This is a genomic window from Streptomyces xantholiticus, assembly GCF_014651015.1.
GTDB classification, from domain to species: domain Bacteria; phylum Actinomycetota; class Actinomycetes; order Streptomycetales; family Streptomycetaceae; genus Streptomyces; species Streptomyces xantholiticus.
In genome coordinates, this window is sequence record NZ_BMWB01000004.1 from 190,940 (window position 1) to 216,074 (window position 25,135).

Here is a 25,135-nt window from a genome sequence, read left to right on the forward strand (position 1 = left end):
GTCTCATTCCCCGGTTCGTCCTTCCCCGTTGCTCGCCTCGAGGACACCGGGCAGCGCCCGGAGGAACGCGTCCACCTCAGCGTCGCCGATGGTCAGTGCGGGCATGAGCCGTACGACATCGGGCGCGGGGGCGTTCACCAGGAAGCCGGCGTCCTGAGCCGCCTGCTGCACCTTGGGCGCGAGGGGCTCGGTGAGCACGATACCCAGCAGCAGGCCACTGCCGCGGACGTGCGAGACCAGCGGGTGGCCGAGGCCCTCGATTCCGTCGCGCAGCTTCTCCCCGAGCCGCTTGACCGAGTCGAGGACACCCTCGCCCGCGAGCGTGTCGAGGACGGCGAGCCCGGCGGCGCAGGCGACCGGGTTGCCGCCGAAGGTCGTGCCGTGCTGACCGGGCTTCAGCAGGTCGGCGGCGTCGCCGAAGACGACGGTCGCGCCGATCGGCAGGCCGCCGCCGAGGCCCTTGGCGAGGGTGACGATGTCGGGCTCGACGCCCTGGTGGGCCTGGTGCTCGAACCACTGCCCGGTTCGTCCGACGCCCGTCTGGACCTCGTCGAGGACGAGCAGCGTGCCCGTCGCCCGGGTGATCTCGCGGGCGGCCCGCAGATAGCCCTCGGGCGGTACGACGACGCCGTTCTCGCCCTGGATCGGCTCGATGATGACGAACGCGGTGTTCTGGGTGACCGCGGCCTTGAGCGCCTCGGCGTCACCGTAGGGGACGTGTGTGACGTCGGAGGGCAGCGGCAGGAAGGGGGCCTGCTTGGCGGGCTGGCCGGTGAGCGCGAGGGCGCCCATCGTGCGGCCGTGGAAACCGCCCGTGGTGGCGACCATGTGCGTACGGCCCGTCAGCCGGCCGATCTTGAAGGCGGCTTCATTGGCCTCGGCGCCGGAGTTGGCGAAGTAGACCCTGCCGGGCCGGCCGAAGAGCTGGAGCAGCCGCTCGGCGAGCGCGACCGGCGGCTCGGCGACGTACAGGTTGGAGACGTGGCCGAGCGACGCGATCTGGCGGGTGACGGCCTCGACGACGGCGGGGTGGGCGTGGCCGAGCGCGTTGACGGCGATGCCGCCGACGAAGTCGGTGTACTCGGTGCCGTCAGCGTCCCAGACCTTGGCGCCCTCGCCGCGGACCAACGACAGTTTCGGCGTGCCGTAGTTGTCGGTCATGACGCCCTGCCACCGCTGGACGAGCTGCTGGTTGCCGTTGCCGCTCATGCTTCCCCCTGTCCGTCGGGCACGACCATGGTGCCGATACCTTCGTCGGTGAAGATCTCCAGCAGGATCGAGTGCTGGACCCGGCCGTCGATCACGCGGGCCGTGTTGACCCCGTTGCGTACGGCGTGCAGACAGCCCTCCATCTTCGGGACCATGCCGCTGGACAGCTCCGGCAGCAGCTTCTCGAGCTGGGTGGCGGTCAGCCGGCTGATCACCTCGTCGCTGTTCGGCCAGTCTTCGTAGAGGCCCTCGACGTCGGTGAGGACCATCAGGGTCTCGGCGCCCAGCGCCGCGGCGAGGGCCGCGGCCGCCGTATCGGCATTGACGTTGTAGACGTGTCCGTCGTCCTGGGAGCGCGCGATCGAGGAGATGACCGGGATACGTCCGTCGGCGAGCAGCGCCGCGATGGCGCCCGTGTCGATGTCGGTGATCTCGCCCACGCGGCCGATGTCGACGAGCTCGCCGTCGATCTGCGGCTGGTGCTTGGTGGCGGTGATGGTGTGGGCGTCCTCGCCGGTCATGCCGACGGCGAGCGGGCCGTGCTGGTTGAGCAGGCCGACCAGTTCGCGCTGCACCTGACCGGCGAGCACCATCCGTACGACGTCCATCGCTTCGGGGGTGGTGACCCGCAGCCCCGCCTTGAACTCGCTGACCAGGCCGTGCCGGTCGAGTGCGGCGGAGATCTGCGGCCCGCCGCCGTGCACGACGACCGGCTTCAGGCCTGCGTGGCGCAGGAAGACGACGTCCTGCGCGAAAGCGGCCTTGAGGTCCTCGTCGATCATGGCGTTGCCGCCGAACTTGATGACGACGGTCTTGCCGTTGTGACGGGTGAGCCAGGGCAGAGCCTCGATGAGCGTCTGCGCCTTGGGCAGTGCGGTGTGCTTCCGCGTCGGACTCTGGGAAGTGCTCATGAGCTGTACGCGCTGTTCTCGTGGACGTAGTCGGCGGTGAGGTCATTGGCCCAGATGACGGCGGACTCGGACCCGGCGGCGAGGTCTGCGGTGATCCTCACCTCGCGGTAGCGCATGTCGACGAGGTCGCGGTCCTCACCGACGGAGCCGTTCTTGCAGACCCAGATGCCGTTGATGGCGACATTGAGCTGGTCGGGCTCGAAGGCGGCCCGGGTGGTGCCGATGGCGGAGAGCACCCGGCCCCAGTTGGGGTCCTCGCCGTGGATGGCGCACTTGAGCAGGTTGTTGCGGGCGATGGACCGGCCGACCTCGACGGCGTCGTCCTCGGTCGCGGCGCCCACCACCTCGATGCGGATGTCCTTGCTGGCGCCCTCGGCGTCGCCGATCAGCTGCCGCGCGAGGTCGTCGCAGACGGCCCGTACGGCCTCGGCGAACTCGGCCTGGCCGGGGGTGATCCCGCTCGCGCCGGAGGCCAGCAGTAGAACGGTGTCGTTGGTGGACATGCAGCCGTCGGAGTCGACCCGGTCGAAGGTCTGCCGGGTGGCGTCGCGCAGTGCCGTGTCGAGGGCGGCGGACTCCAGGTCCGCGTCGGTGGTGAGGACGACGAGCATCGTGGCGAGGCCGGGGGCGAGCATGCCCGCGCCCTTGGCCATGCCGCCGACGGCCCAGCCGTCCTTCTGCACGACCGCGGTCTTGTGGACGGTGTCGGTCGTCTTGATGGCGATCGCGGCCTTCTCGCCGCCGTGCTCGGAGAGCTGGGCGGCGGCCTGCTCGATGCCGGGGAGCAGCTTGTCCATGGGGAGCAGCACGCCGATCAGGCCGGTCGACGCGACGGCGACCTCACCGGCGCTGTGGCCGAGCACGTCGGCGACCTTTTCCGCGGTGGCGTGGGTGTCCTGGAAGCCCTTGGGGCCGGTGCAAGCGTTGGCGCCGCCGGAGTTGAGCACCACGGCGCTGACCTCACCGCCCCTGAGGACCTGCTCGGACCACAGGACGGGGGCGGCCTTGACGCGGTTGGAGGTGAAGACACCCGCGGCGGCGCGGCGGGGCCCGGTGTTGACCACGAGGGCCAGGTCCGGGTTGCCGTTCTCCTTGATCCCGGCGGCGATGCCCGCTGCCGTGAATCCCTTCGCTGCGGTCACGCTCACGGCGCAACTCCAATCGTGGAAAGACCGGTGCTCTCGGGAAGTCCGAGGGCGATGTTCATGCTCTGCACCGCACCGCCGGCGGTGCCCTTGGTGAGGTTGTCGATGGCGCTGACGGCAATGACGCGCCTGGCGTTCTCGTCGTACGCGACCTGGATCTGGACGGCGTTCGAGCCGTACACGGAGGCGGTGGCGGGCCACTGCCCCTCCGGCAGCAGGTGGACGAACGCCTCGCCGGCCAGCGCCTTGTCGTACGCGGCCCTCACGTCCTGCGCGGTGACGCCGGGCTTCGCCTTGGCGGAGCAGGTGGCGAGGATGCCGCGGGGCATGGGCGCGAGGGTGGGCGTGAAGGAGACGGTGACCCGCTCCCCCGCGACCGCGCTCAGGTTCTGGATCATCTCGGGGGTGTGGCGGTGACCGCCGCCGACGCCGTACGGGCTCATGGAGCCCATGACCTCGGAGCCGAGCAGATGGGGCTTGAGCGCCTTGCCCGCGCCGGAGGTCCCGCTGGCGGCGGTGATCACGGCCTCGGGCTCGGCGAGACCCGCCTGGTAGGCCGGGAACAGGGCGAGGGAGACGGCGGTCGGGTAGCAGCCGGGCACCGCGACACGCTTGGACCCCTCCAGCGCGGCGCGGGCACCCGGCAGTTCGGGCAGGCCGTAGGGCCAGGTGCCGGCGTGTTCGGAGCCGTAGAATGCCTGCCAGTCGGCGGCGTCCTTCAGCCGGAAGTCGGCGCCCATGTCGATGACGAGGACGTCGTCACCGAGTTGCTCGGCGACGGCGGCGGACTGCCCGTGCGGCAGCGCGAGGAACACGACCTCGTGCCCGGCGAGCACCTCGGGGGTGGTCGGCAGGAGCACCCGGTCGGCCAGTGGCAGCAGGTGCGGCTGGAGGCCGCCGAGTGTCCGGCCGGCGTTGGAGCTGCCGGTCAGGGCGCCGATCTCGACCTCCGGGTGGGCCAGGAGCAGTCGGAGCAGTTCCCCGCCCGCGTATCCGCTCGCCCCTGCGACTGCTGCTCGTACCGTCATCGAATCCTCCTCATCGATGGCATGACTATACGCAGCAATGCAGGTTTATGCAACGAGCGCAATGACAGGCCTCGCCCCCGATGCGACCGAGAGTTTCAGTCGGCGGACGAGCACGCCAGTTGGCGGATCTTGGTCCCGTAACGCTGTGTTGCGGTCAGTTCCGAAGATTGGCCCCCGCTGCCGGTCGGGTGGTGCTGCTGTGGGTGTGCGGGGGAGGCAGCGAGCGCGAAGTGACCACCCGGGGTCATGGCGCATGAGCACACAAGGCCCCTGTGTCGGGGTGTCGTCAAGGCCCGCGTCAGGCCGGGGCGAGGACGCAGAACTCGTGGCGCTTCGGTCGGCCAGGCACGTCCACGGGACGTCGCCCTGGCCGAGGTCGAGGTCGGTGGCGCCGAGGGCCATCAGCCGGGCCACCTCCGTGGCTTCGGCAAGCCCCGCGCGGCGAGGTCGCCCTCCGCCGATGCGGGGCCGGTACGGTCCGTCAGTGCCCGTTGTGCGGCTGACCGCCCCGCGCCGCGTGCTTCTCCTTGATGCGCACGGCTTCCTTGCGGACCTCGGCCTGCGTGGCGCGCTCCGCCCGCAGCCACTCGGGAAGCTCCCGCTTCAAATCGTCGATCTGCTCCGTGGTGAGCGGTTCCGTGACCCCGCCGCGCGCGAGGCCCGCGATGGAGACGCCCAGCTTCGCCGCGACGACCGGACGGGGGTGCGGGCCGTTGCGCCGCAGCTCCTGCAGCCACTGGGGAGGATCGGTCTGCAGCGCGCCGAGCTCGCTGCGCGTGACGACGCCCTCCTGGAACTCGGTGGGAGTGGCCGGGAGGTACACACCCAGCTTCTTGGCCGCGGTCGCGGGCTTCATCGTCTGGGCGGTCTGGTGCGAGGTCATGATGTCAAGGATATCGAGCATGTGCGGCACCTCCGGCCACGGCCGCTGCGGCCACGACCGGTAACCTGGCGGGGTGACAGGCTCGGAAGTACCCCCTTCGTTCCGGCTCGCCTACGTCCCGGGTGTGACGCCGGCCAAGTGGGTGCGGATCTGGCACGAGCGGCTGCCCGACGTGCCCCTGACCCTCCTCTCGGTGCCCGCGGCCGACGCGCCCGACGTGCTCCGGCGCGGCGACGCCGACGCCGGTCTCGTCCGGTCGCCGATCGACCGGACGGAGCTCAGCGCGATCCCCCTCTACTCCGAGACGACGGTCGTGGTGGTCCCGAAGGACCATGTCGTGGCCGCGGTCGACGAGGTGACCTTCGAGGACCTTGCCGAGGACATCGTGCTGCATCCGCTCGACGACACCCTCGAATGGGAGCGCCTGCCGGGGCGGCCCGCGATCGAACGCCCCGCCACGACGGCGGACGCCGTCGAGCTGGTGGCGGCGGGAGTGGGGGTCCTCGTCGTCCCGCAGTCGCTGGCCCGTCTGCACCACCGCAGGGACCTCACCTACCGGCCGGTCGCCGACGCCCCCGTCTCGCGCGTCGCGCTGTCGTGGCCGGAGGGCGACACCCCCGATCTGGTGGAGCAGTTCATCGGGATCGTCCGCGGGCGGACCGTCAACAGCACACGGGGCCGCACTTCTGCCCCGGCGCAGCCGAAGGCAAAGCGCCCCGCGGCAGGTACTGCCCGGCGGGGGCACGCGGCGGCCGGCGACCCGGCCGCGAAGCGCGCCCGCGGCGGCTCGGCCGGGGCCAGAGGCGGCCAGGGAAACAAGCGCGGCAAGCCCCGCCGCCGGTCGTAGCGGTGCCGCCGGCGGCATCGAGCGTTCTGGAAGAACAACTCGCGGAAACAGCGTCCTTCGGCTGTCGATCCGGCGGAGCCCCGTTCGTGTAGAGGGTGAGACCACCAAACGGTGAGGCCACGGCGGGGGCGCCGCGGCTCCATGGAGGAGGTAACGCCATGACGCAGTATCTGCTCAGCATCTACCAGCCCGACGGACCCGTGCCGCCGCCCGAGGTCCTGGACCCGATCATGCGGGACGTGGAAGCCGTCAACGCCGAGCTCAGGGCGGCCGGCGCCTGGGTGTTCGCCGGCGGACTGCACGCGCCGAGCACCGCCACCGTCGTCCGGTGCAAGGACGAGGAGATGCTCATGACCGACGGCCCCTACCTCGAGGGCAAGGAGCACATCGGCGGTTTCACGGTCGTCGAGGCCCCCGATCTCGACGCCGCCCTCGAGTGGGGCCGCAAGCTGGCCAAGGCCATCACCCTGCCGATCGAGGTGAGGCCCTTGCAGTACGGCAGTCGCGGATGAAGGCCCGCATTCCCGCCGTGGCCGCGGGCGTCGTGGAGCGGGTGTTCCGCGAGGAGTACGGGCGCGCGGTCGCCGTCCTGGTCCGCCGCTTCGGCGACTTCGACATCGCGGAGGAGGCGGTCCAGGAGGCGTTCGCCACGGCGGTACGGCGCTGGCCGGACGACGGGCTCCCGCCCCGTCCGGCCGGCTGGATCATCACGACCGCGCGCAATGCCGCGGTCGACCGCCTCCGCAGGGAGGCCGCCCGCGCGGACCGGCACGCTCAGGCGGCGCTGCTGCGGGCGCCGATCGAACCGGCTGAGGAGGGGCCCGTGCACGACGACCGGCTCCGCCTGATCTTCACCTGCTGTCACCCCGCTCTCGCCCCCGCAGCCCGGGTCGCGCTGACCCTGCGGCTCCTCTGCGGGCTCACCACGGCGGAGATCGCCCGGGCGTTCCTGGTGACGGAGCCGACGATGGCGCAGCGGCTGGTACGGGCCAAGGGCAAGATCCGGGACGCCCGGATTCCGTACCGGGTCCCGGCCGAACACGAACTGCCCGACCGGCTGCCGGCCGTGCTGTCAGTCGTCTATCTCGTCTTCAACGAGGGCTACGCCGCCGGATCGGGCGCACGGCTGGTGCGGGAGGACCTGTGCGCGGAGGCGGTCCGCCTGGGCCGTCTGCTGGCCGCACTGATGCCCGACGAGCCCGAGGTGCTCGGCCTGCTGGCGCTGATGCTGCTGACCGAGTCGCGACGCCCGGCGCGGACCGGCCCGGAAGGCGAGCTGGTGCCCCTGCCGGAACAGGACCGGCGGCTGTGGGACGCGGATCTCGTCGCGGAGGGGCAGGCGCTCGTCCGCCGCTGTCTGCGGCGGGGCCGGCCCGGCCCGTACCAGATCCAGGCGGCGATCAGCGCCGTGCACAGCGACGCGGCGGACGCGGCGTCGACCGACTGGGGGCAGGTCCTGCGGCTGTACGACCAGCTGACGGCGCTCGCCCCGAGTCCGGTCGTGGCGCTCAACCGGGCGGTCGCGGTGGCCGAGGTGGAGGGTCCGGAGGCGGCCCTGCGTCTGGTCTCGGAACTCGAGACGGGTCTCGGCACGTTCCATGTCCTGCACGCGGTCCGGGCCGACCTGCTGCGACGTCTCGGGCGTCGCAGCGAGGCGATCGCCGCCTACGAGGCGGCGATCACGGGGGCCGGGAACGCAGCCGAGGCGGCCTTCCTGCGGCGCAGGCTCGGGGAGCTCGGGAACGGCTGAGCGCGCACCTTCAGGCCGCCGCTTCGAGGCACAGGCTCCAGCGGCCGGGCACACCGGTCAGGGTCACCGTCGACAGCGGCCGGACGTCGACGTTCCAGTACATCGACGGATGCGCCCGCAGCGCGTACACGAACGCCGCCCGTACGACGGCGGGCTCGGCCACCGCGACGATCGAGCCCCCGGCGTCCGCGGGGCGGGTGTCCAGCCAGCTCCCTATCCGGGAGATGAACGCGAGCAGCGGCTCCCCGCCGTGCGGGGCGCTGCGCGGATCAGCCAGCCACGCGTCGACGGCGGCGGGTTCCCTGGCCGTGACCTCGGCGAGCGTGAAGCCGCGCCAGCGGCCCATGTCGCAGTCCCGCAGGGCGGGCTGGGCCAGGGGCGCGAAGCCGAGGGCGTCACCGGTCGCCCGGCTGCGCGGGGTGGGTGAGCAGTAGCGCAGCTCGGCGGCGCTGAGCGGTACGAGAGCGTGGGCGGCGAGCTGCACTTCGTACCAGCCCGCCCGGTCGAGCGGCCGGTCGTCGTCGAATCGCTCGGTGAGCAGCGAGGAGGTACGCGCGGCGGCGACCAATGTGACCCGGACACTCATGGCGTGATGGTGCTGTGCGGCGCCTCCCAGGTCAAGGGGTTGCCGACGGCGGGGACTGGAGTGGCAGCACCAGCCAGTCCCCCGGGTTCGCCGGCGCCTTGAAGCCGACTCCCTCGTAGACGCCGTGGGCGTCGTCGGTGGTGAGCAGGATCCTGCGCACCCCGAGCGGAGTGAGGTGGTCGCGGACCGCGGTGACGAGCGCGGTGCCGAGGCCGGTGCCGCGGGCGGACCGGTCGACGTAGACGTCGCAGAGGTAGGCGAAGACGGCGTGGTCGGTGACGACCCGCGCGTAGCCGGCGATCTCACCGGTGGACGTCACATAGGCACCGAAGTTGAGCGATTCGGCAACAGCCCGGTCGTGGGCCTGGCGGCTGCGGCCGATGGCCCAGTACGCGTCGGTGGAGAGCCAGTGGTGGATGCGGTCCAGATCCAGGCGCCCCGGGTCGGTGGAGATCGTGTAGGCGCCGTGCGTCGAGTCGCTCATGGCTGGGAGGCTCGCATGTCGGTGCGGGTTTGTCAGGGCGTTTTCCGGCGGGACGAACGGCTCAGCGCAGGGCTTCGCCGCAGGCCGCGCGCAGCCTGCGGACGCCTTCCGCGATCTCGGCCGGGCCCGCCACCCCCGCGAAGCTCATCCGGATGTGCCCTGCCGTGGGCTCGGCGCAGAAGTAGGGGCGCCCGGGTGCCACGGCGACGCCCGCCCGCAGGGCGGCACCGACGAGGGCGGTCTCGTCGGTGCCGTCCGGCAGCCGCAGCCACAGGTGGTAGCCGCCGGAGGGGATGTGGGGAAGGGCCAGTTCGGGCAGCTCGAGCCGGAGGGCGGCGGTCATGGTGTCACGGCGGGACTTGAGTTCCGCAGCCACGGCGCGCAGATGCCGGCTCCATGCAGGAGCACCGACCAGCTCCAGGGCGGCTTCCTGCAGCGGGCGCGGGACGAAGAAGGTGTCGACGACGTGGATGGCGCGCAGGCGTTCGTGGACCGGCCCACGGGCCGCGAGCATGCCCACCCGCAGGCTGGGCGAAGTGGCCTTGGTGAGCGAGCTGACGTGCACGACGACGCCGTCGTGGTCGTCCGCCGCGAGGGGCCAAGGCAGCGGACCGGCGTCGTCGTGGACGAGCCGGCGGGCGAAGTCGTCCTCGACGACGAAGGCCCCGGCCTCGCGGGCGATCCTCAGGACGTCGGCGCGCCGCGAAGGCGCGAGAACCGCGCCCGTCGGGTTCTGGAAGAGCGGCTGGCAGACGAAAACCCGCGCGCCGGTGGCCCGGAAGGCGGCCGCCAGCAGTTCCGGCCGTACACCTTCGGCGTCGACGGGCACCGGTACGGGCCGCAGACCGGCGGCTCGGGCGATGGCGAGCAGGCCCGGGTAGGTGGGTGACTCGACCAGGATCGGCGCACCGGGCGGCGCCAGCGCCCGCAGCGCGGTGGTCAGGGCCGACTGCCCGCCCGCGGTGACCAGGACGTCCGCTGCGGTGACAGTGCCGCCGAGCCCGCGGGCGAACCATTCGCGCAGCTCGGGGAGCCCGTCGACGGGCGGCCGCCCCCACGCTCCCGGACGGCGTCCGGCGCGGGCGAGCGCGGCGGACATGGCGCGTTCGGGCTGGAGGGAGGGGTGCAGATAGCCGCCGTTGAACTCGACGACGCCCGGGGACGGCGCGGCGAGGGTGACGAGGACCCCGGCGGCGTCGACCGCCCGCGGCACGATCTCCGCCGCGGCGTCGGCGCTGAGGGTGACCTCCTGCCAGGAGGTGTCGCCTGCCGCGGGCGCGCCGGTGCGCGGCTGCGCCCGGAAGGCACCGGCACCGGGCCGGGTGACGACGAGGCCCTCGGCGGCGAGCTGGGCGAGTGCACGGGACACGGTCACCGGGGACACCCGGAAACGCTCGACCAGGGCCCGGCTCGACGGCAGCTTCCCACCTGCCGGATAGCGGTCCAGCTCTCTTTTCAGCGAGGACGCCAGCTCCGCCACACTGCTACGCTCTTGCATGACAGCACAGGATAGCGCTACTCCCACTACTCCGATAGCGGTCGGCAGCGGCACCCCTCTCGCCGCCCTGGGCGTCGTCGCCTTCTCCCTGACCTTTCCGTCCACGACTTGGGGGCTCGAGAGCTTCGGCCCCTGGTCCCTCACGGCCGTGCGCAGCGTTCTCGCCGCGGTTGTCGCAGGCGCCTTCCTGCTGGCGCTGCGGGTACCGGTGCCGGAGCGTCGCCACTGGGCCGGCCTGGCGACGGTCGCCGCGGGCGTGGTCGTGGGGTTTCCGCTGCTGACCACACTGGCGTTGCAGACCTCCAGCACCTCGCACGCCGCTGTGGTCGTGGGGCTGCTGCCGCTGACGACCGCGGCGTTCGCCGCCCTGCGTACCGGCCGCAGGCCGTCCCGTACGTTCTGGGCCGCGGCTCTCGCGGGCGCGGCCGTCGTGATCGCGTTCACCGTTCAGCAGAGCGGTGGGGCGCTGCACCCCGGCGACCTGTATCTGTTCGGGGCGCTGGTGGTCTGCGCCGCGGGCTACACCGAGGGCGGCCGGCTCGCGCAGCAGATGCCGGGCTGGCAGGTGATCGGCTGGGCCCTGATGCTCTGCCTGCCGCTCGCCCTCGCCGGCTCGGTCGTGGCGCTGTCGTACGAGCCGGTCCACCTCGGCGCTCGCGGTGTGATCGGGCTGCTGTGGGTGGCCGCCGGATCCACGTTCTTCGGTCTGTACGTCTGGTACCGGGGCATGGCCCAGATCGGCATCGCCAAGGCCAGCCAGCTCCAACTCGCCCAGCCGCTGCTCACGCTGGTCTGGTCGGTGCTGCTGCTCGACGAGAACCTGTCGCCCGCGGCTCCCCTGGCAGCCGGCGCCGTGCTGGTGTGCATCGCGATCACCCAGCGGTCGCGCAGCTGAGGGTGCAGCAGGCTCCCCCGGCCGTAGACTCGGATAAGAAAAGGGACCATTCGACACATCGAGCCGCTTCGAGGAGGTCACTCCCGATGCAAGCGAACGTGGGCGACACGCTGCTGGTGCACGGCAGGACCGTGGGACAGCACGACAAGATCGCCGAAGTCGTCGAGGTGCTGGGTCACGAGGGAAATCCGCCGTTCCGCGTCCGCTTCGAGGACGGGCACGAAGCGCTGATGTCCCCCGGACCCGACACCGTCGTCAGGCACCACGAGAAGACCTGACCTCCCCGTTCCCCCGGGGCGGCGTCAGGCGGGCGGCCGGGCCCTGGTCGGGTAGTGGTCGGCCACGACCCTGGTCATCGCCCCGATCGGGTCGGCCACCACCTCCTTCGCCGAGAAGTAGCAGTGACCGGCGACCTCCGGGTACCTCTTGGCGTACGTGAGGTGCCGGGAGAGTTCGGCCGGGTCGTGCCAGGCCTGGGGCTGGCCTGCCGCGCCGACCTTGTACAGCGCCTCGCCGATGATCAGGTCGACGCCGGTGCCTCTCGCCACCTCTGCCCACCAGGGGACGAGCGTCGCGTAGTCCGCGGGCTGGAATCCCATGTGCCAGTAGACCTGGGGCACGATGTAGTCGATCCAGCCCTCTTTGACCCAGCGGCGGGTGTCCGCGTGCAGATCGTCGTAGGCCTGCACGCCGGCCCGGGTGCGCGAGCCGAGCGGGTCCGTCGCGGCGTTGCGCCATACGCCGAAGGGGCTGATGCCGAAGCGGACGTGCTTCTTCGCCGCCCTGATCCGCGCGGCCATCTCCCGCACCAGCCGGTTGATGTTGTCGCGGCGCCATGCTGCCTTGTCGCTGAAGCCGCCGCCGTAGCGCGCGAAGGTCGCGTCGTCGGCGAATGCCTGGCCGGCGACCGGATACGGATAGAAGTAGTCGTCGAAGTGGACCGCGTCGACGTCGTAGCGGACGACGGCGTCCATCATCGCGTCCTGGACGAAGCGCCGGACCTCGGGGACACCCGGGTCGTAGTGGAGCTTTCCGCCGTACGCGACGGTCCACTCCGGGTGCAGTCTGGCCGGATGGCTCTCCACCAGGCGGCCGGGGTCGGTGTGCATGGCCACGCGGTACGGGTTGAACCAGGCGTGCAGTTCCAGGCCGCGCCTGTGGGCCTCGCGGACCGCTGTGCCGAGCGGGTCCCAGCCCGGGTCCCTGCCCTGGACGCCGGTCAGGTACTGGCTCCACGGCTCGTGCGGCGACGGCCACAGGGCGTCCGCGGTGGGCCGGACCTGGAGGACCACGGCGTTCAGCCGGCGCCCCACCGCCGTGTCGAGGTGGGCCAGCAGCTCTGCCCGCTGGCGGTCGGCCGTGAGGCCCGGCCCGGAGGGCCAGTCGCGGTTGCCGACGGTGGCGAGCCACATCCCGCGGAACTCGCGTTTCGTCCGCCGTCTCCGGCCGGCACCCCTGGCCGGTTCCTCAAAAGCCGTGCGGGCCGCCGCCGCGTCCCCGGCGGTCGCGAAGGCGGCAAGTGCGCCAGCCGCCGTCATCACGAGCCCTCTTCTGCCGATACGCACCATACGTCCACCTCTGTCGGGCTCGGTGTCCACCGTTTTATCCGCAGAGCATGCCCGCCCCGGGCACCGGGGCATCCACGCATCCGGAGTAACGTCGGGGGGTCGGGCGGGCGCCGGAACCATACGGGGGACCTGCCGACCGAAGGATCAGCGAAAGGCACGAGGTGACGGACTCAATGGCCGACATTGCACGCGTCGGAGTGGTGGGTTGCGGCCAGATGGGCGCGGGCATCGCGGAGGTGTGCGCCCGCAGCGGCCTCGAGGTGAAGGTGGCGGAGACCACGGGCGAGGCCCTGGAGATCGGCCGCACCCGGCTGTACAACTCCCTCTCCAAGGCCGCCGAACGCGGCAAGATCACCGAGGAGGAGCGGGACGCCACCCTGGAGCGGCTGAGCTTCACGACCGACCTCGGGGAGTTCGCCGACCGCGACCTCGTCATCGAGGCCGTTGTGGAGAACGAGCAGGTCAAGACCGAAATCTTCCAGGTGCTGGACCAGGTGGTGACCCGCCACGACGCGATCCTCGCCTCCAACACCTCCTCCATCCCGCTGGTGAAACTGGCCGTCGCGACCTCGCGTCCCGACCAGGTCATCGGCATCCACTTCTTCAACCCGGCCCCGGTGCAGAAGCTCGTCGAGCTGATCCCGGCGCTGACCACGTCCGAGGAGACCGTCAAACGCTCCGAGGCCGTGGTGCAGCAGGTGCTGGACAAGCACCCGATCCGCGCCCAGGACCGCTCCGGCTTCGTGGTCAACGCACTGCTCATCCCGTACCTCCTCTCCGCGATCCGGATGTTCGAGTCGGGCATCGCCTCGCGCGAGGACATCGACAACGGCATGGAGATGGGCTGCGCACACCCCATGGGACCGCTGAAGCTCTCTGACCTGATCGGCCTCGACACCGTGGCCTCGGTCGCCGACAGCATGTACGCGGAGTTCAAGGAGCCGCTGTACGCCGCTCCCCCGCTGCTGCAGCGGATGGTGGACGCGGGCCGGCTCGGCCGCAAGACGGGCTCCGGGTTCTACCCGTACTCCTGAACGCCGCGGCTCCCGGCGGAGCCGACCGGCCGTCAGCCGAGCCTCAGATGGTGCAGCATCAGCAGCCCGGCCGCCATGCCCGCGGCCGGGACCTCGCCGCGGGCGATCATGTCGGGGACCAGCTTGAGCGGCACCCACTCACGACGCGAGGACTCGAAGTCGTCCACGGGGTGACCGGTGTACGTGGCGCCCTCGGCCCAGTAGAGGTGATGGCGTGCGTCGGTGAGGCCGTTGGACGGCTCCACGGTGAGCAGATGGTGGAGGCGGCCGGGCCGCCAGCCGGTCTCCTCCTCCATCTCCCTGGCCGCCGCGGCCGGGACGTCCTCGCCTTCCTCGACGACACCGGCGGCGAGCTCCCACCCCCAGCTGTCGGTGATGAACCGGTGCCGCCAGAGCATCAGCACCTCGTTGTCCTCGTTGACCGCGGTCGCGACGGCGACCGGGCGGAGGCGGATGAGGAAGTGGTCCAGGTGCCGGCCGTCGGGCAGCTCGACTTCCGCGAGGTTGACGCTGAACCACCGGTTCTCATACATGGTTTGTTCGCTTAAGTTCGTCCACTGCACGTTTCTGCCACCTTCCGTCGAGTAGATGGCAACATGGCAGCAGGACCCGGGTCAGAGGGGAACGCGCAGCGCCCCTTCGATGAGTCCGGCCGTCTCCTTTGCGCCGGCACAGCCACTCGCTGCCAGATGCTCGCGGACCGCCCGAAGCCGGTCCCTCAGCCGCTGCGACTCCATCCCCCTGGCCCGCTCCAGCATCTCCGCCGCCGTCCGCGCCGCGCGGTCCGCCTCGCCCTGCAGCAGTTCGATCTCGCTCAGCATGGCGAGCCGGTGCACCCGGCCCCGGTCGTGCGCCGGTGCGCCGACGGCCGCGGCAGCGTGTTCCCTGGCCGCCGCCAGGTCCCCCAGACCGAGCAGCGCCTCCGCTACCTGGACGTTGACCAGGCCCGGCTGGACATAGCCGGTCTCGTCCGGCTCCTGACCGGGGCGGATACGCTCGGCCTCCGACTCCGCACGCCGGATGCAGGTCAGGGCACCGCTGGCGTCGCCGAGATGCGCGTACGCCTTGGCCTGCATCGCGTACAGGTCGGCGGCGAGGGCCGGGGTGATCTCGCGGCGGGCCGCCCGCAGCGCCGCCTCCACGAAGGCGACCGCCTGCCGGTGCTCCGACATGAACAGCGACTGATTGACGAGCAGCGCGATCACATAGGCGCCGAGCCCCCGGTCGCCGCTCGCCTTCGCCAGTCGCAGCGCCTGATGGAAGTAGCGCTGGGCGAGGCCGTGCGCGTCCGAGTCGTACGCGCAGATGCCCGCCACCGCCACCAACCCGCCCGCTGCGCGGTGCAGTCGGCGACCCAGGGCGTCGCTGTACGAGCCGCGCAGCAGCGGCGCCGTCTCCGCGTCGAGGAAGCCGGCGATACGCGAGCGGGTCGCGACACCGCCCGTCCGCCGGTACATCAGCTCGTAGTGCGCGCGGGCGGCCCGCAACATCTCTATGTCGCCGGTGCCGACTCGGGTGCGCCCGTCGCGTGAGACGTCCGCGTCCTCCGGAGGGTTCTCCCATTCCCATACGGGCATCACGGCGGGGGTTCCGGTGACGGCGGGCGCGGCCGGTGATCGCCTGTGCTGCCGGGCCTCGTACCGCCACTGTGCGGTGGCCCGCTCCACGAAACCGGACAGCGGCGAGCTGTGCGGCACGGCCCGGTCCGGCTGCGGTACGCCGAGTCCGATGTCGTCGAGGGTGATCACACGGCGCAGCCGGCCGGCGAGCACCTCGCAGATCAGGTCGGGCACCTGGCCGCGGGGCCGCTGTCCCTTCAACCAACGTCCCACCGCGGTGTGTTCGTAGCGCAGCGCCAGTCCCCTGGCCGAGCCCGCCTGGTTGACGCGGGCGGCGAGGCCCGCGTTGGAGAAACCCGCCTCTTCGAGCAGGGCGTCGAGCAGGGTGTTGGGCTGCATGGCCCCTCCGGTGGCTGACGTCCGCTCAGGGTAGTGGAGACCGATTCGCACGGGGTGTGAAAGTAGTGCGCTTTTCTGCGGCTTGCGTGCTCTGCCGCCGCCCGGGCGGGGGCGGTTGACTGAACTGCCTCTCCAGGAGGCGGCCGGGCCGCCGGCTCCCCCTCGTACAGTGCGGCGGCCCTGATCGCGCCGTCCGTCCTGCTGATCTGCCCGACACTCCGCGGCAGGACGGACGGCGCGCGTGCCGCGTCTGCGGCTGTCTCCGGGCGGGTGCCGCCCGGATCCGGCAAGGGCGGGTGTGGGAACAGGCAGCGCGCAGCGGCCGCTGCCCGCACGCGAAGGGGCCCGGCCCGGCGCGTGCGCGCCGAGGCCGGGCCCCTGTCACCGGTTGGGCTCACGCGCCCCGCAACACCGCTCCGGTCCGCTCCGACGCCAGCGCCACCGCCGCGTCCCGCGCGGCCGACGCCTCGTCGACGGTCAGTGTGCGGTCCGCCGCGCGGAAACGCAGCGCGTACGCCAGCGACTTCCGGCCGGTCCCGATCTGCTCGCCGGTGAACACGTCGAACAGGCGGATGGACTCCAGCAGTTCACCCGAGCCCTCACGCAGCGCGGACTCGACGTCGGCCGCCGGCACGTCGTCGGCGACGACGAGCGCGACGTCCTGCGTCGCGACGGGGAAGGTGGAGATCCGCGGCGCCTGGACCGCGCCGGTCGCCGCCCGCTCCAGCACGTCGAGCTCGAGCTCCATCGCGCAGGTTCGGTCCGGCAGGTGCAGCGCCTTGACGACGCGCGGGTGCAGCTCGCCCGCGTGGCCGACGAGGGTCTCCTCGCCGTCCACCGTGGTGTACAGCGCGGCGCAGCGACCCGGGTGCCACGGCGCGTGCTGGTCGGCCCGGACGGTCAGCTCGACGCCCGCCTCGCGGGCGACCAGCCGGCCGGCCTCGATCGCGTCGGCCCAGTCGGCCGGGCGGCCCTTGCCCCACCAGCCGTCCTGCTCGCGGGCGCCCGCGAGTACGACGGCTGCGCGGCGCGGCTGCCTCGGCAGCGCGGCGTCGAGCTCGGCGATCTCCTCGCCGGTGGGGCGGCGGTCGACCGGCAGTCGTACGGCGCGCCGCTCCTCGCCGGTGGGGCGGAAGACGAGACCGGTCTCGAAGAGCGCCAGGTCGTGGCTGCCGCGGCCGTCGTTGCGGCGCAGTGCGCCGAGGAGACCGGGCAGCAGCGTGGTGCGCAGCGCGGGCTCCTCGTCGGAGAGCGGGTTGACGAGCCTTACCACCCGGCGGCGGGCGTCGTCGGCCTGCAGGCCGAGCTGGTCGAGAACCGGCTCGCCGATGAAGGGGTAGTTCGGCGCCTCCACGTATCCCGCTCCGGCCAGGGCCCGGCCGACGCGGCGGTGCAGCCGCTGGCGGGCGGTGAGCCCGCGGCCGGACGGCGGGGTGGGCAGCGTGGAGGGCAGGTTCTCGTAGCCCTCGAGCCGGATGACCTCTTCCGCGAGGTCGTTGACCTCGGCAAGGTCGGGCCGCCACGAGGGGACGGTGACGACGAGCTCGTCCTGCCCGTACACGTCGCAGCCGACCTCCTGGAGGCGGCGCACCACGGTCTCGCGGCCGTAGTCGACACCTGCGACGCGGTCGGGGTGGTTCGCGGGCATCGCGATCGTACGCGGCGCGCTGGGCGCGACGACCTGCGTGACGCCGCCCTCGGCCGTGCCGCCGGCGAGCAGCACCAGCAGGTCGACCGTGCGCTGCGCGGCGGCAGCCGCGGCCTGCGGGTCGACGCCGCGCTCGAAGCGCTTGGACGCCTCGGACGACAGCTTGTGGCGGCGCGCGGTGCGGGCGATGGCGACCGGATCGAAGTGCGCGGCCTCGATGACGACCTCGGTGGTCCCGCTGATCCGGCCGGTCTCCGGGTCGGGAGCGGCGTCCGCGATCTCGGTGTGGGCGCCGCCCATGACGCCCGCGAGGCCGATGGGCCCGCGGTTGTCGGTGATGACCAGGTCCTCGGCATCGAGCACGCGCTTGGTGCCGTCGAGGGTGGTGAGCTTCTCACCGGGCTCGGCGCGGCGCACCCCGATCGGCCCGTCGAGGCGGGAGCGGTCGTAGGCGTGCAACGGCTGGCCGAGCTCGAGCATCACATAGTTGGTGATGTCGACGGCGAGCGAGATCGGGCGCATCCCGGCCTTCTGCAGGCGGCGCTGCAGCCAGATCGGGGAGCGCGCCTCGGGCTCGAGGCCGACGACGGTGCGCGCGGTGAAGACGTCGCAGCCGATCGGGTCGGCGACCTTGACGCCGTAGCCGTACGAGTTGGGTCCGGGCACGTCCAGCAGGGCCGGGTCGCGCAGCGGCAGCCCGTAGGCGGTGGCGGCCTCGCGTGCCACACCGCGCAGGGAGAGGGCGTAGCCGCGGTCGGGGGTGACGGCGATGTCGAGGACCTCGTCGACGAGCTCGAGGAGCTCGATCGCGTCGGTGCCGACCTCGTGCTCGGGCGGCAGCACGATGATGCCGCCGCTGCCGTCGTCGCCCATGCCGAGCTCGTCGCCCGAGCAGATCATGCCGTGGGACGTCCTGCCGTACGTCTGGCGCGCGGCGATCGCGAAGTCGCCGGGCAGCACGGCGCCCGGCAGGACGACGACGACCTTGTCGCCGACGGAGAAGTTGCGTGCGCCGCAGACGATCTCCTGCGGTTCGCCGGTGCCGTTGGCCCGGCCGACGTCGACGGTGCAGAAGCGGATCGGCTTCTTGAACTCCGTCAGCTCCTCGATGGTCAGCACCTGGCCGACGACGAGCGGGCCCTTCAGCCCGGCGCCGAGCTGCTCGACGGTCTCGACCTCGAGCCCGGCGGCGATGAGCTTGGCCTGGACGTCACGGCCGGTCTCCGTCGCCGGCAGGTCGACGTACTCCCGCAGCCAAGAAAGCGGGACCCGCATCAGATCTCCATCCCGAACGGCCGGGTGAACCGGACGTCACCCTCGACCATGTCTCGCATGTCTTCGACGTTGTGGCGGAACATCAGCATCCGTTCGATGCCGAACCCGAAGGCGAATCCGCTGTACTTGCTGGGGTCGACGCCGCAGGCGGTGAGCACCTTCGGGTTGACCATGCCGCAGCCCCCGAGCTCGATCCAGCCCTCGCTGGAGCAGGTGCGGCAGGGCCGGTCCGGGTTGCCGATGGAGTCGCCGCGGCAGACGTAGCAGACCATGTCCATCTCGGCGGACGGCTCGGTGAAGGGGAAGAAGTTGGGGCGCAGCCGGGTCTTCATGCCCTCGCCGAACAGCGCCTGGACCATGTGGTCGAGCGTGCCCTTGAGGTCGGCCATGGTCAGGCCCTCGTCGACGGCGAGCAGCTCGACCTGGTGGAAGACGGGGGTGTGTGTGGCGTCCAGCTCGTCGGTGCGGTAGACCCGGCCGGGGCAGATCACATAGACCGGCGGCTCGCGGTCGATGAGCGAGCGGATCTGCACGGGCGAGGTGTGCGTGCGCAGCACGACGCCGGAGTCGGAGCCTCCGTCCGCGTCCTGGACGAAGAAGGTGTCGTGCTCGCCTCGGGCCGGGTGGTCCGGGCCGATGTTGAGCGCGTCGAAGTTGAACCACTCGGCCTCGGCCTGCGGGCCCTCCGCGACCTCGTAGCCCATGGCGACGAAGACGTCCTCGATGCGCTCGGAGAGCGTGGTCAGCGGGTGCCGGGCGCCTGCGGGGACGCGGTCGTGGGGCAGCGTGACGTCGACGGCCTCCTCGACGAGCACCCGGGCGTCGCGCTCGGCCTCGAGCTCGACCTGGCGGGCGGCGAGCGCCCTGCCGACCTCGGCCCGGGCCTGGCCCACTCGCTTGCCGGCCTCGGCCTTGGCCTGTGGCGGCAGGGCGCCGATCTCGCGGTTGGCCAGGGACAGCGGCGAGGTGCCGGAGGTGTGCGCGGACTTCGCGTGGGCGAGCGCCTCGAGGGAGTCTGCGGCGGCGAAGGCGGCGAGCGCCTCGTCCCGCATGCGCTCGATCTCTTCCGGTTTCAGTGCCTCGACCTCAACAGGGTCGTACGACTTATTGGGTGCGGACATCTCTTCCCGTACTTCCGATGGTCTGGCTGGGGACCCCGCACGTCAGGGACGACCGAGGACGCAAAGGTGCCAAAGGTCGAGTCTAACGGGGTGCGGGAGGACGAATGAGCCCGTGGGCCGCCCGGCAGGCTTCTAGAGAAGGTGGGCCGGGGTGCCGACGGGCAACGTAAATCGGAACTCGGCGCCGCCGCCGGGTCCCCGGCCGACGGTGATCGTCCCGCCGTGCGCCTCGACGATGCCCTTGACGATGTAGAGCCCGAGGCCGGTGCCACCGCGCTTGCTCCCCCGCCAGAAGCGGGTGAAGACTCGGCCCATCGACTCCTCCGGGATTCCGGGGCCCTCGTCGGTGACGGTGACGACGGTGCCGCTACCGCTCTGCTCGCCTGCGGACGGCGAGGGCGCTATGTCGATGGTGACAGTTCCCTCTCCGTGCCGCACCGCGTTTTCCAGAAGGTTGCCCAGCACCTGGTCGATCTTGTCGGGGTCGGCCCACAGGTCGGGCAGCGGCCCGGTGACATTGACACGGAACCGGTCCGGGGCCTGCCCGGCGGCCACGTGCGCATCGACGTGGCGGCGTACGGCGGCGCCGAGGTCGACGGGCTGGCGGCGCACCTCGAGGCGCCCGGAGTCGATGCGGGAGATGTCGAGGAGCTCCGCGATGAGGCGGGTGACGCGGCCCGCGTCGGCGTCGACGGTCTCCAGCATCAGCCGCTTCTGGTCGTCGGTGAACCGTTCCCACTTGGCGAGGAGCGTCGCCGTGAAGCCCTTGACGGAGGTCAGCGGGGAGCGCAGTTCGTGGGCGACGGTGGCGATCAGCTCGGCGTTGCTGCGCTCGCTGCGGCGGCGCGCCTCGGTGCCGCGCAGGCTCACGACGAGGCTCCGCAGCGGGCCGGTGGGGACGTCGCGCACGTAGCGGGCCGAGACGAGGACTTCACGGCCGCCGGGCAGCAGGAGATTGCGCTCGGGCTGGCCGACGCGGGTGGCGAGCCCCTCGTAGGGGTCGGTCAGCGTCCACCAGCGGCGGCCCTTGAGGTCCTCGAGCGGCAGTACGCGCTCCAGGGGCCGGCCGATCGCGTCGGCCCTGGCCACGGCGGTGATGCGGACGGCGGCGGCGTTGAAGCAGACGACGAGGCCCTGCTCGTCGGCGACGACAAGACCGTCGGGGAGGTCGTCGGGGTCGACCCAGGACGTCTCGGGGCCCCACAGGGACGCGCCCTGTGGCTGTGCCGGCCTGCTGGTCCCGACCATCATGTCCCCGTACCCCACCTCTCCGCCGGCGCAGTGGGCCCCCGAGTGCGTCACCCTACTAGCTGAAAGTGACGTCGCCGACCCCCTGAGCGAGTGGTGCTCAGCCTGCGGGGGCGCCCTTCGCCCCGGCGCGCTGGGCGCGCGCCGACGCGTAGAGACATACGGCCGCGGCGGTCGCCAGGTTCAGGCTCTCGGCCTTTCCGTGGATCGGGACGCGCACGACCGCGTCAGCGAGCGCACGGGTCTCCTCCGGCAGCCCCCAGGCCTCGTTGCCGAAGATCCACGCGGTGGGTCCGCCCATGGTGCCGGCGTCGAGCTCGTCGTCGAGGTCGTCCTCGCCCGCCCCGTCGGCGGCGAGCACCCGCACGCCCGCCTCACGCAGCCCCTGGACGGCCCGTTCGACGGGGACGCCCACGGCGACCGGCAGGTGGAAGTGCGAACCGACCGACGCCCTTACGGACTTGGGGTTGTAGAGGTCGACCGATGCGTCCGTGAGGACCACGGCGTCCGCGCCGGCGGCGTCCGCGCAACGCAGTACGGTGCCGGCGTTCCCGGGGTCGCGGACGTTGGCGAGCACGGCGACGAGCCTGGGCCGGGCGGCCAGGATGTCCTCGAAGGGCGAGTCGAGGAACCGGCAGACACCGACGAGCCCCTGCGGGGTGACGGTCTGGGAGACCTCGGCGAGCACGCTGTCCGCGGCGTGGTGGACGCGGGCTCCGGCGGCGCGGGCGGCGTCGACGATGTCGGCGTAGCGCTCCGCGGCCTCGACGGTGGTGAACAGCTCGACCAGCGTCGCCTCGCCGCCCGGTCCACGGTGGGCGACGGCCTCCCGGACGGCCTGCGGCCCCTCGGCGATGAACAGGCGGTCCTTCCCCCGGAAGTTGCGCTTGGCCAGCCGCCGTGCGGCGGTGACGCGGGGGGAGCGGGGGGAGATCAGCTCGGGGGTCGGCATGCGGCTCGACGGCTCTCTCTCACGGGTCCGGTCGGGGAGGATGCGGAACGCGGCGGTCGCCCGCCGGCCTCGGCCTGCGGGTCCGGTGTGCCGGAACACGCCGGACCCGCAGGCCGAGGCCTGCGGGTCCGGTCGGCTCCGTGCGGGCGTCAGGCAGCCTTGGGGGCGTTGACGTCGCTCGGCAGTGCCTTCTGCGCGACCTCGACGAGCGCGGCGAACGCATTGGCGTCGTTCACGGCGAGCTCGGCCAGGATCTTGCGGTCCACCTCGATGTTGGCGGCCTTCAGACCCTGGATGAGGCGGTTGTACGTCATGCCGTTCTGGCGGGCAGCGGCGTTGATGCGCTGGATCCACAGCTGACGGAAGTCGCCCTTGCGCTTCTTGCGGTCGTTGTAGTTGTAGACCAGGGAGTGGGTGACCTGCTCCTTGGCCTTGCGGTACAGGCGCGAACGCTGACCGCGGTAACCGCTGGCCTGCTCGAGGATCGCCCGGCGCTTCTTGTGGGCGTTGACTGCCCGCTTGACGCGTGCCACTTGTTAACTCCTTGTAGCGGGGCCGTGGTTGTCCTCACACGACCCGGAAACGAATCGGTCCCGGTCTCGGCGTCCCGTCCCCGTCACCGGGGACACGGACGTCACTTGCCGAGAAGCTTCTTGATCTTCTTGGCGTCGGCCGGAGCCATCTCCGCGTTGCCCGTGAGGCGACGCGTCAGCGTGGACGGCTTGTGCTCGAGCAGGTGGCGCTTGCCGGCACGCTCGCGGAGCACCTTGCCGGAGCCGGTGATCTTGAAGCGCTTCTTGGCACCGCTGTGCGTCTTGTTCTTCGGCATCGCGCCGTTATCTCCTCATCAGTGGCGCTCCCCCGGTGCAAGCACCGGACAGCGGGAGCGTCAGAACTTGGTTGTGGTTCCGGGCGGGTCCGGGGCTGCCACGGGGCAGCCCCTGGGTCACGCCTCGGAGGTTGTGTCGGCCGGGGCGTCCGTGCCCTCGTCCTCCTGAGAGCCCTGGCGCTCCGCCTTGCGTGCGGCCTGGGCCTCACGGGCCTCGGCCATGGCCTCGGTCTTCTTCTTGTGGGGGCCAAGAACCATGATCATGTTCCGGCCGTCCTGCTTCGGGTTCGACTCGATGAAGCCGAGGTCCTCGACGTCCGCCGCGAGACGCTGCAGCAGACGGAAGCCAAGCTCAGGGCGGGACTGCTCACGACCACGGAACATGATCGTGATCTTGACCTTGTCACCCTGCTTGAGGAACCGGACGACGTGACCCTTCTTGGTGTCGTAGTCGTGCGGGTCGATCTTCGGCCGGAGCTTCATCTCCTTGATGACCGTGTGCGCCTGGTTCTTGCGCGCCTCACGGGCCTTCATGGCCGACTCGTACTTGAACTTCCCGTAGTCCATGAGCTTGCACACGGGCGGGCGGGCGTTCGCCGCCACCTCGACGAGGTCGAGGTCGTACTCCTGAGCAAGCTCAAGGGCCTTGGCAAGCGGAACAATCCCGACCTGCTCGCCGCTGGGACCGACAAGTCGCACTTCGGGAACGCGAATCCGGTCGTTGATGCGGGGCTCGGCGCTGATGGATCCTCCTAAGTAGCACCACACGGATGCCTGGCAGACAGCCGCGCATACGTCTGTTTCATCGGACCAACCGAACGGAGACGTCAAAAACGCCCCGGACGGGACACAGGCGGCAGCTCCTCGAATACCGGAGCACCGCCGCGGTCAACCGCGGGGCGCACATCGGGCGACTCCATCGTCCGTACGGAACGATGGCGGCCGCCTGACCGGTGACCCGCCGTCCCGGAGGACGGTCAGGTGGGAGATCGGAGCCTCCACTTGTGGGCCGGGCACTCAGGTGTCCAGCCGGTCGTCACACAAGGTTAGCAGCTCCCGGGGGATGCGGCTAACCGGCGGTCGGACCAGGGGCGCGGGCGACGGGGCATATCGTGTGCCTCATGAGTGACGCGACCTCCCCCAATGAAACGCCGGGATCACCCGAATCGCCCGACTTCGACGCCATGACGCGTGACATCGCCGAGGTCCCGGCCGTCGAGGTGATCGTCACGGTCGCGGTGAACCTGATGAGCGCGGCAGCGGTGAAACTCGGCCTGACCGAGGACGCCGAGGACCACAAGGACCTCGACGAGGCCCGCAAGCTGGTCCACGCCCTCGCCGGTCTGCTGGACGCCAGTACGACGGAGATCAGCTCCTTCCACGCGGCACCGCTGCGGGACGGGCTGAAGTCCCTGCAGCTCGCCTTCCGTGAGGCGTCGCTGGTGCCGGACGAGCCGGGTCAGGGCCCCGGGGAGAAGTACACCGGTCCGGTCTACGGCTGACCCTTCGGTTACCCCTGTTCCTTTACGTAGAAGGGCTCGCCCGGAGCGGTGGCCCCGGCCGGCAGCAGCGCCAGGTCGATTCCCCGCACCAGGCGGGCCCTCAGTACGTCGTCGGCCGCCAGCGCCTGCGCCACGCGCCGGCCGGCCTCCGCGGGCGCCGTGTCCGCCGCGACCACGAGCGCGAGCGTCCCGTCGGCGTCCCGGCCGGGGCCGAGGTGTGCGCGCAGCACCGCGGGCTCCGCGGCGAGCACCTTCCGCAGCACCTCGGTGACCGCGGGATCGGCGAGCGGGGCGGAGCTCGTGCGGCCCTCGGCGAGGGCGAGCAGGGCAGGACCGGTCAGCTGGTACGGCACGGGCCCGGCCAGGTCCAGCACGAGGGTGTCCGCCTTCTCGTGGGCGGCGGCCTGCAGCGCCTGGTGCAGCGGCACGGCGACGGGGCGGGCCTCGGGGTTCCAGCGGGCGAGCGACGCGATCGAGGTGAACGCCGGGAGCGCGCGGCGGGAGCCGGCCGTGAGCGTCGGCACGGCCATGTCGCTGGTCTTCTCACGGCGCAGCCCGGTCTCCGCGTCCTCCTCGACCTCGCCGAGCACGGCGACGACGGGAACCAGGAGCCGGGCGCCCCGAAGCGCCTCGAGGACCGGCTGTTCGGCGGTGCGGTCCTCGGACCAGGCGGCGAGAGCCGCCTCCAGGGCCGGGTCGGCAGTGCCGTCGTCGTCGGAGAAACCGGGATCGGGAATGTTCTTGAGCGCCACCCGACGAGCCTA

General features: G+C 71.8%; 26 protein-coding genes and 1 pseudogene. 7 read left to right on the forward strand and 20 right to left on the reverse strand.

Annotated features, from left to right (window positions below; genetic code table 11):
• Window positions 1-3 precede the first annotated feature (3 nt).
• The 6 genes and pseudogenes from IE198_RS09450 to IE198_RS09470 all read right to left on the reverse strand — a co-directional run bounded on the left by IE198_RS09450 (window position 4) and on the right by IE198_RS09470 (window position 5,176).
• The gene (locus IE198_RS09450) at window positions 4-1,209 is read right to left on the reverse strand and encodes an acetylornithine transaminase (protein WP_189884724.1); all 1,206 of its coding nucleotides are present in this window, start codon (window positions 1,207-1,209) and stop codon (window positions 4-6) included.
• Window positions 1,206-2,120 carry an acetylglutamate kinase gene (gene argB, locus IE198_RS09455; RefSeq protein ID WP_189884726.1) on the reverse strand — a complete coding sequence of 305 codons (915 nt, stop codon included), beginning with the start codon at window positions 2,118-2,120 and terminating at the stop codon, window positions 1,206-1,208. The genes IE198_RS09450 and argB overlap by 4 nt, the downstream gene beginning before the upstream one ends.
• Window positions 2,117-3,268 carry a bifunctional glutamate N-acetyltransferase/amino-acid acetyltransferase ArgJ gene (argJ, locus tag IE198_RS09460; RefSeq protein ID WP_189884728.1) on the reverse strand — a complete coding sequence of 384 codons (1,152 nt, stop codon included), beginning with the start codon at window positions 3,266-3,268 and terminating at the stop codon, window positions 2,117-2,119. Before argJ ends, argB begins: the two co-directional genes overlap by 4 nt.
• A complete protein-coding gene (argC, locus tag IE198_RS09465; protein WP_189884730.1) occupies window positions 3,265-4,293 on the reverse strand; it encodes an N-acetyl-gamma-glutamyl-phosphate reductase in 1,029 nt (342 codons plus the stop codon). The genes argJ and argC overlap by 4 nt, the downstream gene beginning before the upstream one ends.
• A gap of 298 nt (window positions 4,294-4,591) precedes the next feature.
• Window positions 4,592-4,719, reverse strand: a pseudogene (locus IE198_RS35060) (VOC family protein); the annotation flags it as partial.
• A gap of 55 nt (window positions 4,720-4,774) precedes the next feature.
• Window positions 4,775-5,176 carry a DUF5997 family protein gene (locus tag IE198_RS09470; protein WP_189884732.1) on the reverse strand — a complete coding sequence of 134 codons (402 nt, stop codon included), beginning with the start codon at window positions 5,174-5,176 and terminating at the stop codon, window positions 4,775-4,777.
• A 73-nt stretch (window positions 5,177-5,249) separates the two neighbouring features.
• Here IE198_RS09470 and IE198_RS09475 point away from each other — a divergent pair, with 73 nt between their 5' ends.
• From IE198_RS09475 to IE198_RS09485, 3 genes are all read left to right on the forward strand, one after another.
• The gene (locus IE198_RS09475) at window positions 5,250-6,023 is read left to right on the forward strand and encodes a LysR family transcriptional regulator substrate-binding protein (protein ID WP_189884734.1); all 774 of its coding nucleotides are present in this window, start codon (window positions 5,250-5,252) and stop codon (window positions 6,021-6,023) included.
• Window positions 6,024-6,181: 158 nt separating this feature from the next.
• Window positions 6,182-6,535, forward strand: coding sequence for a YciI family protein (locus IE198_RS09480; protein WP_189884736.1), 354 nt, complete (start codon window positions 6,182-6,184; stop codon window positions 6,533-6,535).
• The gene (locus IE198_RS09485; RefSeq protein WP_189884737.1) at window positions 6,532-7,773 is read left to right on the forward strand and encodes an RNA polymerase sigma factor; all 1,242 of its coding nucleotides are present in this window, start codon (window positions 6,532-6,534) and stop codon (window positions 7,771-7,773) included. The genes IE198_RS09480 and IE198_RS09485 overlap by 4 nt, the downstream gene beginning before the upstream one ends.
• 10 nt (window positions 7,774-7,783) lie before the next feature.
• Here IE198_RS09485 and IE198_RS09490 read toward each other — a convergent pair whose 3' ends face one another.
• The 3 genes from IE198_RS09490 to IE198_RS09500 form a co-directional block, all read right to left on the reverse strand.
• Window positions 7,784-8,359 (reverse strand): histidine phosphatase family protein, encoded by a 576-nt coding sequence (locus IE198_RS09490; protein WP_189884739.1) that lies wholly within the window; start codon window positions 8,357-8,359, stop codon window positions 7,784-7,786.
• Between the two features lie 31 nt (window positions 8,360-8,390).
• Entirely contained in the window at window positions 8,391-8,843 is a 453-nt protein-coding gene (locus IE198_RS09495; protein WP_189884741.1) for a GNAT family N-acetyltransferase, read from the reverse strand.
• Window positions 8,844-8,904: 61 nt separating this feature from the next.
• A complete protein-coding gene (locus IE198_RS09500) occupies window positions 8,905-10,341 on the reverse strand; it encodes an aminotransferase-like domain-containing protein (RefSeq protein WP_189884743.1) in 1,437 nt (478 codons plus the stop codon).
• Between IE198_RS09500 and IE198_RS09505 the strand changes: the two genes are divergently transcribed.
• Window positions 10,340-11,236: a DMT family transporter gene (locus IE198_RS09505; RefSeq protein ID WP_189884745.1), complete on the forward strand. Its 897-nt coding sequence runs from the start codon at window positions 10,340-10,342 to the stop codon at window positions 11,234-11,236. The two genes, IE198_RS09500 and IE198_RS09505, sit on opposite strands and share 2 nt — an antisense overlap.
• 86 nt (window positions 11,237-11,322) lie before the next feature.
• Window positions 11,323-11,514, forward strand: coding sequence for a DUF1918 domain-containing protein (locus IE198_RS09510; RefSeq protein ID WP_189884747.1), 192 nt, complete (start codon window positions 11,323-11,325; stop codon window positions 11,512-11,514).
• A gap of 24 nt (window positions 11,515-11,538) precedes the next feature.
• Here the strand turns inward: IE198_RS09510 and IE198_RS09515 are convergent, their stop codons facing one another.
• On the reverse strand, window positions 11,539-12,804 hold the full coding sequence (locus IE198_RS09515) for a glycoside hydrolase family 10-like protein (protein WP_189884749.1): 1,266 nt from the start codon (window positions 12,802-12,804) through the stop codon (window positions 11,539-11,541).
• Window positions 12,805-12,977: 173 nt separating this feature from the next.
• On the opposite strand from IE198_RS09515, the gene IE198_RS09520 reads away from it, so the two are divergent.
• Entirely contained in the window at window positions 12,978-13,838 is an 861-nt protein-coding gene (locus IE198_RS09520) for a 3-hydroxybutyryl-CoA dehydrogenase (protein ID WP_189884751.1), read from the forward strand.
• 32 nt (window positions 13,839-13,870) lie between these two features.
• Here the strand turns inward: IE198_RS09520 and IE198_RS09525 are convergent, their stop codons facing one another.
• The 9 genes from IE198_RS09525 to infC form a co-directional block, all read right to left on the reverse strand.
• Window positions 13,871-14,401, reverse strand: a complete 531-nt coding sequence (locus tag IE198_RS09525; RefSeq protein WP_189884752.1) for an NUDIX hydrolase — start codon at window positions 14,399-14,401, stop codon at window positions 13,871-13,873.
• A 51-nt stretch (window positions 14,402-14,452) separates the two neighbouring features.
• Window positions 14,453-15,796 carry an NsdA family TPR-like regulatory protein gene (locus IE198_RS09530; protein WP_189884754.1) on the reverse strand — a complete coding sequence of 448 codons (1,344 nt, stop codon included), beginning with the start codon at window positions 15,794-15,796 and terminating at the stop codon, window positions 14,453-14,455.
• A 394-nt stretch (window positions 15,797-16,190) separates the two neighbouring features.
• The gene (pheT, locus tag IE198_RS09535; protein WP_189884756.1) at window positions 16,191-18,719 is read right to left on the reverse strand and encodes a phenylalanine--tRNA ligase subunit beta; all 2,529 of its coding nucleotides are present in this window, start codon (window positions 18,717-18,719) and stop codon (window positions 16,191-16,193) included.
• Window positions 18,719-19,840, reverse strand: a complete 1,122-nt coding sequence (pheS, locus tag IE198_RS09540) for a phenylalanine--tRNA ligase subunit alpha (RefSeq protein WP_189884758.1) — start codon at window positions 19,838-19,840, stop codon at window positions 18,719-18,721. Before pheS ends, pheT begins: the two co-directional genes overlap by 1 nt.
• Window positions 19,841-19,972: 132 nt before the next feature.
• Window positions 19,973-21,091, reverse strand: coding sequence for a sensor histidine kinase (locus IE198_RS09545; RefSeq protein WP_189885092.1), 1,119 nt, complete (start codon window positions 21,089-21,091; stop codon window positions 19,973-19,975).
• 97 nt (window positions 21,092-21,188) lie between these two features.
• Window positions 21,189-22,040 (reverse strand): TrmH family RNA methyltransferase, encoded by an 852-nt coding sequence (locus tag IE198_RS09550; protein ID WP_189884760.1) that lies wholly within the window; start codon window positions 22,038-22,040, stop codon window positions 21,189-21,191.
• Window positions 22,041-22,189: 149 nt separating this feature from the next.
• Window positions 22,190-22,573: a 50S ribosomal protein L20 gene (gene rplT, locus IE198_RS09555; RefSeq protein WP_018103794.1), complete on the reverse strand. Its 384-nt coding sequence runs from the start codon at window positions 22,571-22,573 to the stop codon at window positions 22,190-22,192.
• A gap of 101 nt (window positions 22,574-22,674) precedes the next feature.
• A complete protein-coding gene (gene rpmI / locus IE198_RS09560; RefSeq protein ID WP_100106297.1) occupies window positions 22,675-22,869 on the reverse strand; it encodes a 50S ribosomal protein L35 in 195 nt (64 codons plus the stop codon).
• Window positions 22,870-22,986: 117 nt separating this feature from the next.
• On the reverse strand, window positions 22,987-23,637 hold the full coding sequence (gene infC, locus IE198_RS09565; protein ID WP_189884762.1) for a translation initiation factor IF-3: 651 nt from the start codon (window positions 23,635-23,637) through the stop codon (window positions 22,987-22,989).
• Between the two features lie 353 nt (window positions 23,638-23,990).
• Here infC and IE198_RS09570 point away from each other — a divergent pair, with 353 nt between their 5' ends.
• The gene (locus IE198_RS09570; protein WP_189884764.1) at window positions 23,991-24,371 is read left to right on the forward strand and encodes a DUF1844 domain-containing protein; all 381 of its coding nucleotides are present in this window, start codon (window positions 23,991-23,993) and stop codon (window positions 24,369-24,371) included.
• Window positions 24,372-24,379: 8 nt separating this feature from the next.
• Here the strand turns inward: IE198_RS09570 and IE198_RS09575 are convergent, their stop codons facing one another.
• A complete protein-coding gene (locus IE198_RS09575; protein ID WP_189884766.1) occupies window positions 24,380-25,123 on the reverse strand; it encodes an SseB family protein in 744 nt (247 codons plus the stop codon).
• Between the last annotated feature and the right edge of the window lie 12 nt (window positions 25,124-25,135).

Coding starts and splice junctions, on each gene's coding strand:
- IE198_RS09450 (WP_189884724.1), bottom strand. CDS start 1,209: ATGAGCGGCAACGGCAACCAGCAGCTCGTCCAGCGGTGGCAGGGCGTC.
- argB (WP_189884726.1), bottom strand. CDS start 2,120: ATGAGCACTTCCCAGAGTCCGACGCGGAAGCACACCGCACTGCCCAAG.
- argC (WP_189884730.1), bottom strand. CDS start 4,293: ATGACGGTACGAGCAGCAGTCGCAGGGGCGAGCGGATACGCGGGCGGG.
- IE198_RS09470 (WP_189884732.1), bottom strand. CDS start 5,176: ATGACCTCGCACCAGACCGCCCAGACGATGAAGCCCGCGACCGCGGCC.
- IE198_RS09480 (WP_189884736.1), top strand. CDS start 6,182: ATGACGCAGTATCTGCTCAGCATCTACCAGCCCGACGGACCCGTGCCG.
- IE198_RS09485 (WP_189884737.1), top strand. CDS start 6,532: ATGAAGGCCCGCATTCCCGCCGTGGCCGCGGGCGTCGTGGAGCGGGTG.
- IE198_RS09490 (WP_189884739.1), bottom strand. CDS start 8,359: ATGAGTGTCCGGGTCACATTGGTCGCCGCCGCGCGTACCTCCTCGCTG.
- IE198_RS09495 (WP_189884741.1), bottom strand. CDS start 8,843: ATGAGCGACTCGACGCACGGCGCCTACACGATCTCCACCGACCCGGGG.
- IE198_RS09505 (WP_189884745.1), top strand. CDS start 10,340: ATGACAGCACAGGATAGCGCTACTCCCACTACTCCGATAGCGGTCGGC.
- IE198_RS09500 (WP_189884743.1), bottom strand. CDS start 10,341: ATGCAAGAGCGTAGCAGTGTGGCGGAGCTGGCGTCCTCGCTGAAAAGA.
- IE198_RS09510 (WP_189884747.1), top strand. CDS start 11,323: ATGCAAGCGAACGTGGGCGACACGCTGCTGGTGCACGGCAGGACCGTG.
- IE198_RS09515 (WP_189884749.1), bottom strand. CDS start 12,804: ATGGTGCGTATCGGCAGAAGAGGGCTCGTGATGACGGCGGCTGGCGCA.
- IE198_RS09520 (WP_189884751.1), top strand. CDS start 12,978: ATGGCCGACATTGCACGCGTCGGAGTGGTGGGTTGCGGCCAGATGGGC.
- IE198_RS09530 (WP_189884754.1), bottom strand. CDS start 15,796: ATGCAGCCCAACACCCTGCTCGACGCCCTGCTCGAAGAGGCGGGTTTC.
- pheT (WP_189884756.1), bottom strand. CDS start 18,719: ATGCGGGTCCCGCTTTCTTGGCTGCGGGAGTACGTCGACCTGCCGGCG.
- pheS (WP_189884758.1), bottom strand. CDS start 19,840: ATGTCCGCACCCAATAAGTCGTACGACCCTGTTGAGGTCGAGGCACTG.
- IE198_RS09545 (WP_189885092.1), bottom strand. CDS start 21,091: ATGATGGTCGGGACCAGCAGGCCGGCACAGCCACAGGGCGCGTCCCTG.
- IE198_RS09550 (WP_189884760.1), bottom strand. CDS start 22,040: ATGCCGACCCCCGAGCTGATCTCCCCCCGCTCCCCCCGCGTCACCGCC.
- rpmI (WP_100106297.1), bottom strand. CDS start 22,869: ATGCCGAAGAACAAGACGCACAGCGGTGCCAAGAAGCGCTTCAAGATC.
- IE198_RS09570 (WP_189884764.1), top strand. CDS start 23,991: ATGAGTGACGCGACCTCCCCCAATGAAACGCCGGGATCACCCGAATCG.